The following is a 12,565-nucleotide window of genomic DNA, read 5'->3' as shown; positions in this document are numbered from 1 at the left end:
CGTCCCGCCGCCGTGAACACGCTGGCCGGTCGGGTGCCGGCGGGGCCTGCAGGTGCCGCAGCCGGACTGCGGGGGCGGCGAATGTCGTGGCAGACCCATCCCCGAACGAGGAGCACACGATGACTGCAACGATGACGGCCACGAAGGCGACGATGAACGCTCGCGACTGGTCTGCGCTGGACCACTACCTGCTGGCCCCGTACGCGAGCATCGAACAGCACTACCAGCGGATGGTGGTGGTCGACCCGACCCTGAGTGAGCCGACGTGGCTGCTGCGGCCCGGTACCCGCGTGGTCAAGCGCGCCAACGTCCTGGCGCTGATCGTGCCGTCGCTGGCCGACCTGACCTACGACCTGGCCGTCGCCCACACCCGAGTGGCCACCGGCTACATGGGCTTGCGGGAACTGCCGGTCGGGCACCGCCGGGCGGGGAACCTGCACGCGCACGCGCTGCCGTTGATCGCCGAGAAGATCACCGACCAGGGCCCGGAACTGTTCGCCCAGTGGGCGCAGCGCAAGCAGGTCGCCTGACCCGCCCGCTCTCGCGAACCGACGGCACCCCACCCCCGGGTGGGTGCCGTCGCCGCACGCCCAGACCGGGCCGACTGTCCGCCGGAGCCCCGCCACCACACCACTTCCAGCTGCGCCGATACCGCGGCGGGGAGGTGCCGGCCGGGCTGTTGTGTGCCGCAGTCGCCGGGTGGGCCAGAGCACCGTGAGAACTGTTCCCCCGCCCGCCACCGACCAGGAGGTCACCATGGCACTCACCAGCTACCCCAACGACGCGGTCACCGTCGTCGTCGACAACTGCACCACCGTCGAGGCCCGCCTGATCGGCTTCGACGACCAGCACGCCACCGTCGAGCTGGCCGGGCACACCACGCCGACCATCGTCGCCTCCACCGACGTCCTGTGCGCCCAGTGCGGGAACTGGGAGACGATCCTGACGTGCGGGTACAAGCTGCACTCCCGGTACAACCGTGGTCACGCCCAGGCCAGCTGACCGCCCACACCAACCATCTGCGGGCCTCACCCCCGAACACCGGGGTGAGGCCCGCACTGCTGTGCGCGCCCTGGCCGGCCCGGCTGTCCGGCCAGGCGGGCCAACATGAACCGCCGCCGACCACGCCCGTGAGGTGTGGCCGACGGCGGCGGGCCAGGCCTAGCGGTCGGCGGCGGGCAGGTAGTCGCCCTCGGGCAGGAACCCGGCGTCGGAGGCGTTGCGGAATGCCTCCACCAGCACCGTGCGCAGCGTCCCCGACGTCGCGGCGAGCGCGTCGGCGATGTGCTGGCGCCACTGCTCGGGCTCCCACCCCGAGTCCGGGTTCACCAAGTAGTGGTGGCCGGGCTCGACGACCTCACCGGCCAGCAGCACCGTCACCTCATCGGGCATGTCGCCACGTTCGGTGACCATCGTCAACTCGGCTGCCACAGCGGTGGCGGGCAGCCCACCCGCCAACACCGAACCGAACACGTCACCGGCAGGGGCGCCCGCCGCCAACGCCGACTGCACGGCCGACACGACCAGATCGAGGGCCTGCGCGGCCGGGAGGGATTCAGTCATTGGACTCCTTCACTAGGGGATACCCCGATTCTGAGAGGACGGTCTGATCAGCTGCGGCACGCGGGAAGCAGCAGGAAAGCCCTGCGGTCATGGCGTCGGTGACCGCGGCGCGAGCACAGAAGCAGACCGCCGACGGCCTCGAGGCCGGCGCTGTCCGGTCGCCCGGGCCGCTGCCGGCGGCCACCCTGGAAGTTGGGCGGCCGCCAGCACTCTGGCTCGGGGTGGTCAGGCGGCGATGGCCGCGACCCAGAACTTCATGTCCTGCGCCAGGCTCTCGTTGAGGGTGGCGACGACGAGTTCAGCGAACGTCACGAGCTGGTCGATGAAAGTCACCGGCTTGTTGGCCCCACGAGGTGTCACGTCGGCCACGGTGAGCCAGTCCATGCAGCCGCCAACGGCGGCCCGGTGCGTGCCCTGAGCGTCGTCGATCTGCAGGACCGCTTCCAGCAGGAACCCGACCGCTCGGGCGTCGCTGTCGTGGTGCATCGACACGATCACTTCGACAGCGATGTCGGGCCGGTCTTCGATCACGAGCGCAGGACCAGACGCGATGGATTCGGGCGGATTCGGCCACAAGTAGGAGGGGTCGTCGAAGAGCAGTCGCAGCGTGTCGTGATCGTCGTAGAACAGGAGACCCCGCGCGTCTCCGGTGAAAGGTTTCGAGGGCGGATCGCAGACCTCCTCGCTGTGCTCGACGGCCTTGCGGAACTGGTCGGTCAAGATGATCTTCACGGGGTGCCTCTCGGTGGGGGAATTGACCCCCTGATCTCAACGAATCGGGCTGACGCGCTGCGGCACCGAGCGTGCCCGCCGAGATCGCCGAACAGTGGGGTGGCGGGTGCGCATCGAGCGCGGCTGACCTGTCCGCCGCCGCCACCACACCCGCGGCTGCACCAGTTGGTGTGGCCGCGGGTGGCCTTGGCCTGGCGGTTAGGCGGCCCAGAACTTCCGGTCGTGCTCCAGCTTGTCGGTGACGGCGGCGGCGATGAGTTCAGCGAACGCCACGAGCTGGTCGATCAACGTCACCGGTTCGGCGGTCGCGGTCGCCGGTGTCAGGTCGGGAACGTCCAGCCAGCCCAGGTAGTGGTGAATGACGGTGCCGGTGGTTTCGGGGGCGCCATCGCGGACGGTGAGAACAGTCTCCGAGATCAGCCCTTCTGCGCGACCGTCGTTGTCGTAGAGGGTCCTGACCTGGACATCGACGTCGATGTCGGGGCGGTCCTCGACCACGAACGCAGGCCCGGCCTCGACGCCGGCCGGCGGGCACCAGCGTGCGTCGGCGGTTGCTTCGATGCACCACCGCAGCAGCTGGTGGTCGTCGAAATCCAGGTGCCCTCGGGGGTCGCCGGCCAGGGCCTTGTTGTCGGCGTCGATGACCTCCTCGCAGTGTTCGACGACCGTGCGGAAATGGTCGGTCAGGATGATCTTCACGGGGTGCCTCTCGGTGGGGGAAGTGACCCCCTGATCAGAGCTGTCGCCGCCGACCATCTGCGGCACCAAACAGTTCGGAGACGGGCGCCGGCGCGCGGCGCACTATCGCTGGGCGGTGACGTGCGGCCGGTGATGGCAGCCGATGATGTCGTGGAGGATGCGGTGCACGATCGCGTCACTGTTGAGCGAGTACCGCACCGTCCGCCCGGCCCGTTCGGCGTGCACCCACTCCTGGGCGCGCAGCGTGCGCAGTGCCTGCGACGCCGCGTTCGGGCTGACGCCGGCCAGCTCGGCCAATGACAGCACCGCCAAGCCGGGATGGTTGTGCATGGCGATCAGCAAGGCCAGGCGGGTGGGATCGGCGAGGACCGCGAACCGGTCCGCCCAGGGGACCGGATCAACCTGAACATCCTGTACCTGCACGTTTGTTCCTTCCTGGGGCGGTAAGAGGCCGTCGATACGCTGACCGCACCCACAACATGTGTCTGCTCGGACACTAATCAGGTGGTCTTTCCGTCGAAGGGACACACGTGCAGCTCCGGTACCACCGCCCCCTACTAGCCGCCGCCGCGGTCACCGTCATCGCCGTCACCGGATGCGCCCCGACCGCCGACACCGCCGGGCAACTCGTGCTCGCCGATTCGCAGCCGCTAGCGGACTACAACCCGATCCTGGGGTACGGGGCGCTCGGCGTCTCACCGATCTACGAAGGGCTCCTGGCCCCGGCCGCCGACACCGACACCACCCTGCCGCGCCTGGCCCCGGCGCTGGCCGCCGCCGAACCAGTCCGACTGTCCGGCAACACCTGGCGCGTCCCGCTGCGCGAAGATGTCACGTTCAGCGACGGCACCGCCCTGGACTCGGCGGATGTCGTCGCCACCTATCGGGCGGTCGCCGACCCCGCAGTGGCCTCCGACATCGCCGCACAGTTCACGCCCCTCACCGCGGTGACTGCTGACGGCCCGCACGCGGTCACCGTCACGATGGACAGCCCGGCCAGCCCCAACCCGTACCTGCTGTTGGGGATCGTGCCGTCGGAGAAGGTGGAGGCCGGCCCGGCCGCGACGTGGAAGCTCAACACCACCCCGACCGGCACCGGCCCCTACACGCTGCAGTCGCTGCGCGCCGACCAAGCAGTCATGGTCGCCCGCCCCGACTACCGCGGCGGGCCACCAGCGATTGACCGGGTTGTGTACGTGCACACCCCCGACGACAACAGTCGCGCCCAACGCATGCGGGCCGGGGAGATCGACGGCGCGAACCTTCCGCCCCGACTCGCCCAGTCCCTGTCCGGTCAGCCCGGGATGACGGTGCAGACCGTGGCGTCCGCGGACTGGCGGGCCATCTCCCTGCCGGCGGGCAACGAGTTCACCGCCGACCAGGCCGCGCGCACCGCCATGAACGTGGCCGTCGACCGCGCCAGCATGGTCGACGATGTCCTCGTCGGATCCGCGGCGCCGGCGAGCACCCCGGTCAGCGCCGTCTACGGCGACTACTACAACCCCGACGCCCAGTTCGACCATGACGTTGCCCGCGCCGAACAACTTCTCGACCAGGCCGGATGGCGCCGAAACGGGGACGGGGTGCGGGTGCGCGGCACCACGCCGGCCGCGTTCGTGGTGCGCTACGAATCGTCGGACACGGTGCGCCGCGACCTGGCTGTCGCGTTCGCCGAACAGATGCGGCAGATCGGGGTGCAGGTTCGCACCGTCGGCAGCAGCTGGGATGACATCGAAGCCCACCTCGACCGCGACGGCGTGGTCCTGGCGGGCGGGGAAATGCCGTACTCGATCGACCAGCAGGTCGTCACCACCTTGCACACCCGCACCGCCGGATCAGGACCGTTCGCCAATCGGGGCAACTTCACCGCCCCCGGCCTGGACGCCCTGCTCGATCAGGCGCGCGCCACCCCGGACGGCCCCAACAAAGCCGACCTGTACCGGCAGATCCAACACGTCTACACGGCGAACCCGTCGTCGGTGTTCCTGACGTTCATGCACCACACGTACGGGGTCAAGGACACCGCGATGACCCAGCCCGCAGCGATCATGGAACCGCACGCTCACGGCGTCACGTGGGGGCCGTGGTGGAATCTGCCGGCCTGGAAGCGGCCGTCATGACTCTGGCCGACCATCCGCGACTGGCCGCCGCCCCGCCAGCGCCAGCACCACCGGCGGCGCCGCCTGCGCCGACCCTTTCGAGGTCGGGCCGCCCGTCGCGGCGACACCGGATCAGCAGGCTCCTGCTGCGCCGCACCGGCACCTCGCTGATCACCTTGCTGCTGGTGTCGGCCGGCATCTTCGCCGTCGCCGCCCTCTCACCCATCGACCCGCTGACCGCGCACCTGGGCGACAACTACCAGTCGGCCACCCAAGCCCAACGAGACGCCGCCCGCGCCGCCTACGGCCTCGACCAGTCGTGGTGGCAGTCCTGGGCGCACTGGTGGACCAATCTCCTGCACGGCGACCTCGGCTGGTCCACCACCCAACATCAGCCGGTCAGCACTGTCCTGGCCGAGCGGCTGCCGTTCACCCTCGGACTATCGGCGGCCGCCCTGGCCGCGGCCGCCCTGCTCTCCCTGGCACTGGGCACCTGGGCGGGCCTGCGGGCCGGACGCGTCCCGGACCGGGCCGTGTCCGGCGGCGTCACCGTGCTGGCAGCCACCCCGCCGTTCGTGCTGTCCCTGCTGCTGGTGGCCGTGTTCGCGGTCGCCGGCGCCTGGTTTCCCACCGCCGGTGCCGCCACCCCCGGCCTCGAGGCCGGCGGCACCGACCTGCTGTGGCATGCGGTGCTGCCGTGGGCGGCGCTCACCGTCTCGCAGCTGCCGTGGCTGACCCTGACCGTGCGCACCGCCGTCGCCGACGCCGCCGGCACTGACCCGGTCACCGCCGCCCGGGCCCGCGGAATCAGCGGGCGACGACTGCTGGTCGGGCACGTGTGGCCGGCGGCGGCCGGGCCGTCGTTGGCGCTGCTGGGCACCCGCCTACCGGAAGTGATCGCCGGCGCCGCGATCGTCGAAGCCGTCTTCGGGTGGCCCGGTGTCGCCGACGCCCTCGTCACCGCCGCCACCGGTGCCGACTTCCCGCTGCTGGCGACGCTGGCGATGGCCGCCGCCGGATTCGTCCTTGCCGGTTCGGCGTTGTCCGACGCCGCCGCCGTCGCCCTGGATCCGCAAGCGGACCTGACCGCCTGACATCACTCGACGACGCCGCGCCCGGGAAGAAGCGGCTGACAGCGTAGGCCCCACCCCGAGAAGGAGAACCCGATGACGATGAGTGGACCTGACCATTACCGTGCCGCCGAACAGCTGCTGGCCCAGGCCGAGCAGCGCGAGGTCGCCCCCGTGATCACCCTGGCCCAGCACCTCGCCGCTCACAGCCCCCTCGACGTGTTTCCGCTCGGCTACTTCTGCACCTGCGGCGAACGTGTGCACCAGCGCACCGGACATGCGATGTGGCAGGCACGCGACGAACACATCGCCGCCACGTGGACCAAGGGGACCGACCAGTGATCACCCTCGCACAGCACCTCGCCGCGCACGCCCCCTACATGAGCGAAGCCAACCGGGGACGCGTCGACCGCACCGGCTACATCATCACCGTCCGCACCGCAGGCCTCCGCCAACTCGACGACGCCGCAGCAGGGAAGAAGCGACTGACATCGTAGGCCCCACCCCGAGAAGGAGAACGCCGATGACCATGAGTGGACCTGACCATTACCGCGCCGCCGAACAGCTGCTGGCCCAGGCCGAGCAGCGGGGCGCCTTCACCGTCCCCGAACTGCTCGCCGCCGCGCAGGCGCACGCCACCCTGGCCGCTGCGCAGGCCGCCGCCCTCACCGTGACGACCGCGGCCAAGTTCGCGGCCAACACCAGCCGGGAAGCTGGCAGCCTCAACCAGCCGATGGCCCGCAGGGTGCGGGAATGGGAGTCGGTCGCTGCGCCGTCCGAACCCCGAAGCGAGACCAAACTCGAACAGATCCCCGTCCAGGGCATTCGATGATCTCGCCAGCCCTGATGCCGCGCAGGCAGGACCGCCACTGATGGCGTCACTGCTGATCTCCGAGGTGTACATCCTCATCGCCCACCACTCGACGGCGTGCGCGGAGCTGGCCGCCCGCTTCCAGCACGAGTCGCCGGAGTTCAAGGACCACATGGAACGCATCCAGGAACTCACCGACTTCATCGCCGGCGAAATCGACTACCACCACGGCAAGGGCGATCCCGACACCGTCGACGACGACAATGCAGGGGAGGAACACGATGACTGACCCTGCCGAGGAGGCCGTCGATCGCGCCTTCGCGCCGTACGCCGACCGCGACAACCTCACCCTCAGAAAGGCGGGACTGCTGGCCGCCCGCGAGGCCCTTGCGCCCCTCCGTGCGCGGGAAGTGCCTGCACTGCTCGACAAACTCGCGGAGATCCTGTCGCACCTGGTCATGGACACCGACCGAGACCAGGAACTCACCGACCGGTTCGTCGTCAACATTCGGGGAGCAGCCCACGAGATCAGCCGACTCATCTACTCGAGCGACGAACTCGACCAGCTGCGCCGCAACACCGTGTCGGTCGCCGCCGACGACAGCGCTGGAGTAGGGCAGTGACGACCTGGTTGCACGCACGGAAAGGCCGGATCGTCGGAGAGGTCGTGCGCGTCGACGACACGTGGACGCAGATCCGGCTCACCGGCGACCACCAACTGCGCTACATGTCCGAACTGCACCGCGGCCGCGTTGACGCCGCCGGCGACCTCCTCACTGTCCGCACCTCGCTGCTGCGCGAGATCGGCGACGACCAATGACGGCTGTACCGCCCGCCACCGACGGTGCTGCCGTGACCCAACCTGCCTTCCTGCCGTTGACGGGCCGCCCGGGCGCCGCAGTGCGGCACTGGTGGCCGGTCGCCGCCGCGGCCGCCGGGATCCTCGCCGTCATCGTGCTCGGATTCATCCTCGACGCCGGCCGCCCCGACTTCGCGAACGCCCTGCAGCCGCCGAGCAGCAGCCACCTCGCCGGCAGCGACCACTTCGGGCACGACCTACTTGCCCGCACCGTCACCGGCCTACGTACCTCCCTGGCCATCGCCGCCGTGTGCGCACTGCTGTCGGCGGCCATCGGCGCGGCGATCGGTGTTGCCGCCGCCAGCTGGGGTGGATGGTTCGACGCGATCGTCATGCGGCTGGTCGACGGCGTCAACGCGCTCCCACACCTGGTCCTGGGTTTGGTGATCGCCGCGATGTGGCGCGGCGCCCTCGTCGCGATCATTGCGTCCATCGCGTTGACGCACTGGCCGGCCGTCGCGCGTGTGGTGCGCGCCGAACTGCTCAGCGCCCGCCACAGCGGCTGGATCGAGCAGGCCCGCCTGGCAGGCGCATCCCGCTGGTTCATCGCCCGCCACCACCTGCTGGGAGCGGTGACCGGGCAACTGTTGGTCGCGCTCATCGTGCTGGTCCCGCACGCCATCTGGCACGAATCGACACTGTCCTTCCTCGGCGTCGGACTGTCGCCGGAGTCCGCGAGCCTGGGGGCACTGCTGAACTCGGCGCGCGGGGACGTCCTGACCGGCGCCTGGTGGACGTTGGCGGTCCCGGGGATCGCGCTGATCGTGGCCGCCCTGGGATGTGCGGCGGCGACCACCCGAATCCGGGCGGCGCTCACCCCGCCGGAAGGGTTGGGCCGATGAACGCCGCGTTGGCTGCTACCGCGGTGACCGCCACCGCCGCCTGGCAGCACCGCGGCCGCCGCGAACAGCTGACGGTGCTGGAAGCCGCCGATCTGGCGGTGCACGCGGGGGCGGTGCACGCACTGATCGGCGAGTCCGGGTGCGGGAAGTCGATGATGGCGCGCGCCCTGATCGGGCTGCCGCCGCCGGCAGTGACGATGACCGGCACCGTGCACCTGGCCGACCGTGCACTGCAGGTGGGGGAACGGCGGGGATGGGGGCAGGTGCGGGGCCACCAGATCGGGTACGTCCCGCAGTCGACGGCCACCTCGTTCACCGCAGCCCACACCCTCGGCCGGCAACTGCAGCAGGTGTGCGACGTCCTGGGCGCGGACCGCACTCCCGTGGAACTGCTGGCCGCCGTCGACCTGCCGGTGAACGCACTCGAGTTGTACCCGCATGAACTGTCCGGCGGGATGGGGCAGCGGGCCGCGATCGCCGCCGCCCTCGCCGGACGCCCCCAGGTGCTCATCGCCGACGAGCCGACCTCGGCGCTCGACCCCGAACTGGCCGAACACACCTGGAAGCTGCTGGCCGCGTTGGCCGGCGACGGCTGCGCGGTCCTGGCCATCACCCACGACATGACCGCCCTGCACGCGGCCGGCGTCGTCGACGAGGTCACCGTCATGCGGGCCGGGCAGGTCCTGGCCCGCACCACCCCGGCCGCACTGGATACCGCGGCCGACCCGTATCTGGCGGCGTTCGGGAAGGAGCCGGCATGGCAGTGAGCTGCGAGCAACTGGTCGTCGGCCATCACCAGGCACCGGTGGCCGGGCCGATCACCGTTACCGTCTCACCAGGCCGCGTGTGCGGCCTCATCGGACCGTCCGGGGCGGGGAAGACGACGCTGCTGCGCACCCTGGCGGGCCTGAACCGGCCGATCTCCGGGACTGTGCACCGTTCGGGGGCGGTCGGTGTGCTGGCCCAACATCCCCGGCAGGTCGCCAACCCGCGGTGGACGTTGCGCAAGATCATCAGCGAACCGGCCCGCATTGGCGGCACCGTCGCCGACGTCGACACGGCCGCCGCGACCGCCGGCCTGGAACGGGCGCTGCTGGACCGCTTTCCCGGGCAAGTCAGCGACGGTCAGCTGCAGCGGGCGTGCGTGGCGCGGCTGCTGGTGCAGAACCCGCCGATCATCCTGTGCGACGAGCCGGTCGCCATGCTCGACCCGATCGCCTCCGGCGTGGTGATCGAGGCCGTGGAGGAACTGTCCGTGGCCGGCGCCGCCGTCGTGCTGGCCAGCCACCACCAGCAGCTGGTGCGTCGCCGCGCCGACCTGGTGATCGACCTGGGAGTTGCCGCAACCGGTCGGTGACCGTCGGCACGGTGAAGGCGTTCTATTCGCCCCACCGCAAGGAGCTTTCCGATGTCGAACCGAAACAGTCTGCGTCGCACCACCAGTGCCCTTCCGCCGGCCGAACGCCGAGCTTTCCTGCGGGATCTGCTGCACGAGCTGTGGAAGGTCGGCGGACCGCTGATCGCTGTCGTTCTTGTCGTGGCGGGTGTGGTCGTCGCGATCGGCGCGATCGTCCTCGGGCATCCGCTGACGGCCATGCTCGCGCTGATGGTGGCCGCGTGCGCACTGTGGTCCGGGTTCACCGCCCCCTAGCCCGGGCTGGGTGCCGCACCCACCGACAGGGCTGCGCTGCACTGATGGCACGCCACCGCGACCACAATAAGGAGTTCACCGATGAGCTATTCCACGACCTGGGCTGAGGCCAACTACGCCGCCCGCAACGCCACCGCCGTCAACGCCGCGGACGGGAACGAAGCCCTGCACCCGGATGAGCCGCTGACCGATGACCAGCACGCGGTCATCATCGACGCCGACGGCGGCAGCGGCCTCGTCTTGTACGGCACCCGGCAGGACCTGCTCGACGCGATCGACGAGATCCGCCGCAAGATCCTGGCGGCACCAGAGAACAGGAAGGACCAGCGATGACCACCATCGACGACCTGTCATGCTGCGCAGGCTGTGACTGCGGGGAGGGGTGCTTGGCCGACTGTGCGGTCGGCCAAGCCTGCCCGGACGCCCCGCCCGTAGCGGGCGCTGTGGCCCGCACGTACGGGACGGGGGACCGCCGGGGGCATGCACCCCTCGCCTCGGGCACCACCCGAGCGATCGTCGCCGTCACCGTGCCCGCCGACCTCGCCGCCGACGGCCTGGCCGTGATCATCGACATGGTGCTGGCTACCGGGTTCGGCGGCGAACCCGACACGACCGCCTGGGCCGGTGTCGACGACTTCCTCGCCGACTTCAAGGCCGGTCTCGTCTACCAGCGGAAACTGCCGACGAGCGTCGGGGACCGGACGGCCATCGCACTGGAACGATCCGGCTGCTGCGGACTGGACGCCGACCGCACGGGCCAGCTCGTCGAATGCGGGGCTGCCGTCACCTGCGTCGGGTACACCGCCGGCGGATGGTGGCCGCACTGCGACGCTCACGCGCTGCCCACCGACCTCGCGGTCAGCGGTGTACGACGCGACCCCGACAGCCTCGGCCACCTCGCCGACTTCGCCGAGCACTGACCACTGCTACCGCTTCGCCGCGTTGGAGATCCATCAACGCGGCGAAGCTGCCAGCATCTTGGCGTGGACCGTCAGCTGTCCAGCCACTGTTCGAACCGGAATCTGGCGCGTGCTCGTACTCCGAGGATCCGGGCGTTCGCTAGNGCACCCTTCTGGTGAGCAACTCTACCGTGTACTACCCGCAGCCGACGGTCACCGGTGACGGTGCCGGGATCGTGTCTCATGCCGGACTGGCGTTGGTGACCCGTACCGCCGAAGTCGCAGGCCTGCCGGGGTTGTTGAGCCAGGCGCTGGCGCCGTGGCGCAAAGACCATGCCGTCCATGATCCGGGCAAGATCATCCTGGATCTGGCTGTGGCGATGATCAGCGGTGGTGACTGCGCCGCCGACCTGGCGGTCCTGCGTGGCCGGGAAAAGGTGTTCGGTCCGGTGGCCTCCGACCCGACCGTTTCTCGGCTGATCGCGGCCCTGGCCGCCGAATCGGTCACAACCCTGTCGGCGTTGGCCCGCGCGCGGGCGGCGGCCCGAAAGACGGTGTGGGAGCTGGCCGCCGAGCATGCCCCGAACCACCAGGTCGATGAACACCGGCCGCTGATCATCGACCTGGATGCGACCCTGTTGACCGCGCATTCGGAGAAACAGAACGCGGCCCCAACCTACAAGAAGGGCTACGGGTTCCATCCGCTGCTGGCGTTCATCGACCACGGCCGGGGAGGAACCGGGGAAGCCGCCGCCGCACTGTTGCGGGCCGGGAATGCTGGGGCGAACACTGCCGCCGACCACATCACTGTCCTTCACCGCGCCCTGGCCCAGATCCCGGACTTGACCTGGCGGGCCGGCCGCAAGATCCTGATCCGCGCCGACAGCGGCGGCGGCACCAAAGAATTCCTCAACTACCTGCATAAACGGGGCCTGTCCTATTCGTGTGGGCTCGGCATGACCCCGGCCATGGCCGATGCGGTCGACATACTCCCCAAGACGGTGTGGACCCAGGCCTACAACCCCGACGGCCAACCCCGCGACGGCGCCCAGGTCGCCGAACTCACCGGAGTCCTGTCTCTGACCGGGTATCCGCCGAGTATGCGGGTGATCGTGCGCCGCGAACGCCCCCACCCGGGCGCGCAACTGCGGTTCACCGACTCGGGCGGCTGGCGCCTGACCTGCTTCGTCACCAACACCCGCCGCGGCCAACTGGCCGACCTGGAAGTACGACACTGAATCGTGTCGGGTTTGATGGAGGGTAGGAACACCCGGAAGGACCCGCCATCATGGCAGCACCTCGTAAGTACCCCGCCGAGCTCAAAGAGCGGGCAACGCGCA

20 protein-coding genes and 1 pseudogene are annotated in these 12,565 nt (G+C 70.2%); 17 read left to right on the top strand and 4 right to left on the bottom strand.

Going from position 1 to position 12,565, the window contains the following annotated elements; translation table 11 throughout:
• Window positions 1-119: 119 nt before the first annotated feature.
• Window positions 120-530 (top strand): hypothetical protein, encoded by a 411-nt coding sequence (locus ACFFJD_RS08355; protein ID WP_382363037.1) that lies wholly within the window; start codon window positions 120-122, stop codon window positions 528-530.
• A gap of 226 nt (window positions 531-756) precedes the next feature.
• Window positions 757-1,002: a hypothetical protein gene (locus ACFFJD_RS08350; protein WP_382363035.1), complete on the top strand. Its 246-nt coding sequence runs from the start codon at window positions 757-759 to the stop codon at window positions 1,000-1,002.
• A 159-nt stretch (window positions 1,003-1,161) separates the two neighbouring features.
• On the opposite strand, the gene ACFFJD_RS08345 is transcribed toward ACFFJD_RS08350, so the two are convergent.
• The 4 genes from ACFFJD_RS08345 to ACFFJD_RS08330 all read right to left on the bottom strand — a co-directional run bounded on the left by ACFFJD_RS08345 (window position 1,162) and on the right by ACFFJD_RS08330 (window position 3,417).
• A complete protein-coding gene (locus ACFFJD_RS08345; RefSeq protein WP_382363033.1) occupies window positions 1,162-1,563 on the bottom strand; it encodes a hypothetical protein in 402 nt (133 codons plus the stop codon).
• 225 nt (window positions 1,564-1,788) lie between these two features.
• Window positions 1,789-2,295: a hypothetical protein gene (locus tag ACFFJD_RS08340; protein ID WP_382363031.1), complete on the bottom strand. Its 507-nt coding sequence runs from the start codon at window positions 2,293-2,295 to the stop codon at window positions 1,789-1,791.
• A 198-nt stretch (window positions 2,296-2,493) separates the two neighbouring features.
• Complete coding sequence (locus tag ACFFJD_RS08335) at window positions 2,494-2,994, bottom strand: hypothetical protein (protein ID WP_382363029.1); 501 nt, start codon at window positions 2,992-2,994, stop codon at window positions 2,494-2,496.
• 102 nt (window positions 2,995-3,096) lie between these two features.
• Window positions 3,097-3,417, bottom strand: coding sequence for an ArsR/SmtB family transcription factor (locus ACFFJD_RS08330; RefSeq protein ID WP_382363027.1), 321 nt, complete (start codon window positions 3,415-3,417; stop codon window positions 3,097-3,099).
• 107 nt (window positions 3,418-3,524) lie between these two features.
• Here ACFFJD_RS08330 and ACFFJD_RS08325 point away from each other — a divergent pair, with 107 nt between their 5' ends.
• From ACFFJD_RS08325 to ACFFJD_RS08255, 15 genes and pseudogenes are all read left to right on the top strand, one after another.
• On the top strand, window positions 3,525-5,114 hold the full coding sequence (locus tag ACFFJD_RS08325) for an ABC transporter substrate-binding protein (RefSeq protein ID WP_382363025.1): 1,590 nt from the start codon (window positions 3,525-3,527) through the stop codon (window positions 5,112-5,114).
• The gene (locus ACFFJD_RS08320) at window positions 5,078-6,187 is read left to right on the top strand and encodes an ABC transporter permease (RefSeq protein WP_382363023.1); all 1,110 of its coding nucleotides are present in this window, start codon (window positions 5,078-5,080) and stop codon (window positions 6,185-6,187) included. The genes ACFFJD_RS08325 and ACFFJD_RS08320 overlap by 37 nt, the downstream gene beginning before the upstream one ends.
• A 78-nt stretch (window positions 6,188-6,265) precedes the next feature.
• Window positions 6,266-6,505, top strand: a complete 240-nt coding sequence (locus tag ACFFJD_RS08315) for a hypothetical protein (protein ID WP_382363021.1) — start codon at window positions 6,266-6,268, stop codon at window positions 6,503-6,505.
• The gene (locus ACFFJD_RS08310) at window positions 6,502-6,660 is read left to right on the top strand and encodes a hypothetical protein (protein WP_382363019.1); all 159 of its coding nucleotides are present in this window, start codon (window positions 6,502-6,504) and stop codon (window positions 6,658-6,660) included. The genes ACFFJD_RS08315 and ACFFJD_RS08310 overlap by 4 nt, the downstream gene beginning before the upstream one ends.
• A 32-nt stretch (window positions 6,661-6,692) precedes the next feature.
• Window positions 6,693-6,995, top strand: a complete 303-nt coding sequence (locus tag ACFFJD_RS08305; RefSeq protein WP_382363017.1) for a hypothetical protein — start codon at window positions 6,693-6,695, stop codon at window positions 6,993-6,995.
• 40 nt (window positions 6,996-7,035) lie between these two features.
• Entirely contained in the window at window positions 7,036-7,263 is a 228-nt protein-coding gene (locus tag ACFFJD_RS08300) for a hypothetical protein (protein WP_382363015.1), read from the top strand.
• The gene (locus ACFFJD_RS08295; RefSeq protein WP_382363013.1) at window positions 7,256-7,597 is read left to right on the top strand and encodes a hypothetical protein; all 342 of its coding nucleotides are present in this window, start codon (window positions 7,256-7,258) and stop codon (window positions 7,595-7,597) included. The genes ACFFJD_RS08300 and ACFFJD_RS08295 overlap by 8 nt, the downstream gene beginning before the upstream one ends.
• A complete protein-coding gene (locus tag ACFFJD_RS08290) occupies window positions 7,594-7,794 on the top strand; it encodes a hypothetical protein (protein ID WP_382363011.1) in 201 nt (66 codons plus the stop codon). Before ACFFJD_RS08295 ends, ACFFJD_RS08290 begins: the two co-directional genes overlap by 4 nt.
• Window positions 7,791-8,675 (top strand): ABC transporter permease, encoded by an 885-nt coding sequence (locus tag ACFFJD_RS08285; protein ID WP_382363009.1) that lies wholly within the window; start codon window positions 7,791-7,793, stop codon window positions 8,673-8,675. The genes ACFFJD_RS08290 and ACFFJD_RS08285 overlap by 4 nt, the downstream gene beginning before the upstream one ends.
• Window positions 8,672-9,442, top strand: coding sequence for an ATP-binding cassette domain-containing protein (locus ACFFJD_RS08280; RefSeq protein ID WP_382363007.1), 771 nt, complete (start codon window positions 8,672-8,674; stop codon window positions 9,440-9,442). The genes ACFFJD_RS08285 and ACFFJD_RS08280 overlap by 4 nt, the downstream gene beginning before the upstream one ends.
• Window positions 9,433-10,032 carry an ATP-binding cassette domain-containing protein gene (locus ACFFJD_RS08275; protein ID WP_382363005.1) on the top strand — a complete coding sequence of 200 codons (600 nt, stop codon included), beginning with the start codon at window positions 9,433-9,435 and terminating at the stop codon, window positions 10,030-10,032. The genes ACFFJD_RS08280 and ACFFJD_RS08275 overlap by 10 nt, the downstream gene beginning before the upstream one ends.
• Window positions 10,033-10,083: 51 nt before the next feature.
• Window positions 10,084-10,326 carry a hypothetical protein gene (locus ACFFJD_RS08270; protein WP_382363003.1) on the top strand — a complete coding sequence of 81 codons (243 nt, stop codon included), beginning with the start codon at window positions 10,084-10,086 and terminating at the stop codon, window positions 10,324-10,326.
• Between the two features lie 81 nt (window positions 10,327-10,407).
• Window positions 10,408-10,659 (top strand): hypothetical protein, encoded by a 252-nt coding sequence (locus ACFFJD_RS08265; RefSeq protein ID WP_382363001.1) that lies wholly within the window; start codon window positions 10,408-10,410, stop codon window positions 10,657-10,659.
• Entirely contained in the window at window positions 10,656-11,246 is a 591-nt protein-coding gene (locus ACFFJD_RS08260; protein ID WP_382362999.1) for a hypothetical protein, read from the top strand. The genes ACFFJD_RS08265 and ACFFJD_RS08260 overlap by 4 nt, the downstream gene beginning before the upstream one ends.
• 155 nt (window positions 11,247-11,401) lie before the next feature.
• Window positions 11,402-12,460: pseudogene (locus ACFFJD_RS08255) on the top strand (IS1380 family transposase); the annotation flags it as partial.
• Window positions 12,461-12,565: the final 105 nt, after the last annotated feature.

The organism is Gordonia phosphorivorans (genome assembly GCF_042432625.1).
In the GTDB taxonomy this organism is placed as follows: Bacteria; Actinomycetota; Actinomycetes; order Mycobacteriales; family Mycobacteriaceae; genus Gordonia; species Gordonia phosphorivorans.
Note: the sequence above shows the minus strand (reverse complement) of the source record. Positions and strands in the feature narration are given on the sequence as shown.